General features: G+C 79.2%; 3 protein-coding genes. 1 reads left to right on the top strand and 2 read right to left on the bottom strand.

The features are described from left to right. Positions 1 to 1,154: glycosyltransferase (locus tag HLB09_RS15630; RefSeq protein WP_171204244.1), on the bottom strand; the 1,154-nt coding region annotated here is incomplete at its 3' end. A 101-nt stretch (positions 1,155 to 1,255) separates the two neighbouring features. Beyond that, entirely contained in the window at positions 1,256 to 1,516 is a 261-nt protein-coding gene (locus HLB09_RS15625; protein WP_171204245.1) for a WhiB family transcriptional regulator, read from the bottom strand. A 472-nt stretch (positions 1,517 to 1,988) separates the two neighbouring features. Between HLB09_RS15625 and HLB09_RS15620 the strand changes: the two genes are divergently transcribed. Continuing rightward, positions 1,989 to 2,629, top strand: a 641-nt coding sequence (locus tag HLB09_RS15620; protein WP_171204243.1) for a 2-phospho-L-lactate transferase CofD family protein, incomplete at its 3' end; no start/stop codon positions are given.

The following is a 2,629-nucleotide window of genomic DNA, read 5'->3' as shown; positions in this document are numbered from 1 at the left end:
TGGCGCAGCACCTCCGTCCGCGAGGCCATGAGGGGGACGAGGGAGGAGCGGCCCCGCACCTGCGCCCGCGAGGCGCGGCGGCGCGCGGCGAGGACCCGGTCGGGCCGCAGCACCACGCCGGCGACGCGACCGAGCTCGGCGGGCGCGTGCGCCGGGTCCTTGACGAGCACGCGCCACAGCGCGCGCAGCACCCCGGCGACGAGGACCCCGACGAGGGCGAAGGGCAGGCCGAGCGGCGAGGCGGAGACCAGGCGCGTGTACGCGGCGGCCCCCGGCGCGCCGCCCACCCGCTCGGCGTGCCGCCCGGGGCGCTCGACGACGGAGGCGGGGACGACGACGACGCTGTGCCCGGCCATCCGCACGCGGCGGCACAGGTCGAGGTCGGCGCCGTCGACGGGCAGGGCGGGGTCGAAGCCGCCGACCTCGTCGAGGACGTCGCGCCGGACGAGCATCCCGGGGACCCCGACGGCGAGGACGTCCTCGCGGTCGTCGGCCTGGCCCTGGTCGAGCTCGTCCGCGCCGACGCGGGTGAGGGCGGTGCCGCGGCGGCTCGTGGTGAAGCCGACCTGCAGGAGGCGGCCCGGCCGGTCGAGGTCGCGGACCTTGGGGCCGGCGACCGCGACGCCCGGCCGCAGCTCGACGGCCTCCAGGAGGCGCTGCAGCGCGTCCGGGGCCGGCACGACGTCGTCGGTGAGGAACCACAGCCACGGGACGGGCGCGTCCGCGGGGGCGGCCTCGGGCCCGGTGGTGGTGGTCCCCACGGCGGTGCCGGTGGGGCGACGGCGCCCGTCGGCCCCGCGCGGGCGCCGTCGGCCGGAGGCGGGCGCGCCGGGGAGGGCGCGCACGAGCTCGTAGGGGGTGGACCGGCGGCGCAGGTAGGGCTCGAGACCGTGGTCGCGCAGCACCTGCAGCGAGGCGGAGCCGCACCCGGCCGCCACGGCGACGACGCTGGCCGGCGCCACCGACTGCGCCCGCAGGCGCTCCAGCACGCGCCGCAGCCGGTCCGGCGCCTCGGGCGAGGAGTCGGTGCACAGCAGCAGCGCGGTGACCTGCACCGCACCGGGGGTGACGACGTCGAGGGCGCCCGTCGCGTCGCCGGCGACGCCTCCGGCGGCCGCCCCGGCGGGGGGCGCGGGCTCGGGCTGGTCGTCCACGGCGCTCAACCGTACGGGAGCCGCGGGGGTGCCCCTGCCATCTCGGCGCTCCCCTCTCGGCGGTCCCGCCGCCGCGGGTCGCCGCGGAGGCGGGCGGCCGCTCAGACGGCGCGGCGCTTGAGCTTGCGGCGCTCGCGCTCGGAGAGGCCGCCCCAGATGCCGAAGCGCTCGTCGTGGAGGAGGGCGTACTCGAGGCACTCGGCGCGCACGTCGCAGGAGACGCACACGCGCTTGGCCTCGCGCGTCGAGCCGCCCTTCTCCGGGAAGAAGGCCTCGGGGTCGGTCTGGGCGCACAGGGCGCGCTCCTGCCAGCCGAGGACGCCCTCGTCGCCGTCGTCCTCGAGGCCCGCGAGGAGCTCCAGCCCGCGCCGGCCGCCCGGCTCGCCGTCCGTCGCGGGCCGGGAGCGCGGCGCTGCGGGCTCGAGGGCGCCCTCGTCGGGCGCCGCCGCCGGCCAGGGGCCGACGACGACGTCGAGCTCGGCGGCCCGGGCGTCGAGGACGCGCGCCTCGAGGGCGTGGTCCTCGCGGTCGAGCCGGTCGGAGGCGTCGACGTCGTGGTGGGCGTGCGGTGCGTGCGTCCGGTCGAGCACAGGGACCCCCTCTGGATCGCGTGCGGAGCGCGATGACTCCCTTGCCGCCCGGATGAACCGTGGCGCGTGACCGAATTACACGCGTGTCGTGCGAGGGCCGTCAAGCCCGTCCGGTGTAGGCGACGCGACACGCCGAGGGGCCAGCAGCGATGACGCGCCGTGACGCCCACTCACGCGACGTGTGCGGACTGCGGTAAGGGCGACGCCGGCGCGACCCACCCGCCGGGGCGGCCAGGATGGGGGCATGCGCATCACAGCCCTGTCCGGCGGCGTGGGCGGGGCGCGCTTCCTGCGCGGGCTGCTCGACGCCCTCGCCGAGCGCCGCGCCGCGGGCCCCGGCGGCGACGCCACGGGCCCCGCCGACGAGGTGGTCGTCATCGGCAACACCGCCGACGACGTCACCCTCCACGGGCTGCGGGTCTGCCCCGACCTCGACAGCGTCATGTACACCCTCGGGGGCGGCGCGGACGACGAGCGCGGCTGGGGCCGCGCCGGGGAGACCTTCGCCGTCGCCCGGGAGCTCGCCGCGCACGGCGACCCGCCCGAGTGGTTCTCGCTCGGCGACCGCGACCTCGCGACGCACGTCCTCCGCAGCCGGCTGCTCGCCGAGGGCGCTCCCCTGTCGGCGGTCACGCGGCGGCTGTGCGAGCGCTGGCGACCGGGCGTGGAGCTCCTGCCCATGACCGACGACCGGGTGGAGACCCACGTCGTCGTCGACGCCGCCGGCCTGCCCGAAGAGGGCTCGGTCCGCTCCCCGCTGGCCGACGGCCTCGCCGGGCCCGGCGAGCGGGCGCTGCACTTCCAGGAGTGGTGGGTGCGCCACCACGCGGCCCCGGCCGCCCGCCGCATCGCCGTGGCCGGGGCGCGGGCGGCGCGACCGGGCCC

It is taken from the genome of Pseudokineococcus marinus (assembly GCF_013004605.1).
Taxonomy (GTDB): Bacteria; Actinomycetota; Actinomycetes; order Actinomycetales; family Quadrisphaeraceae; genus Pseudokineococcus; species Pseudokineococcus marinus.
The sequence above is the reverse complement of the archived record's forward strand: the minus strand, read 5'-3'. Positions and strand labels throughout refer to the sequence as shown.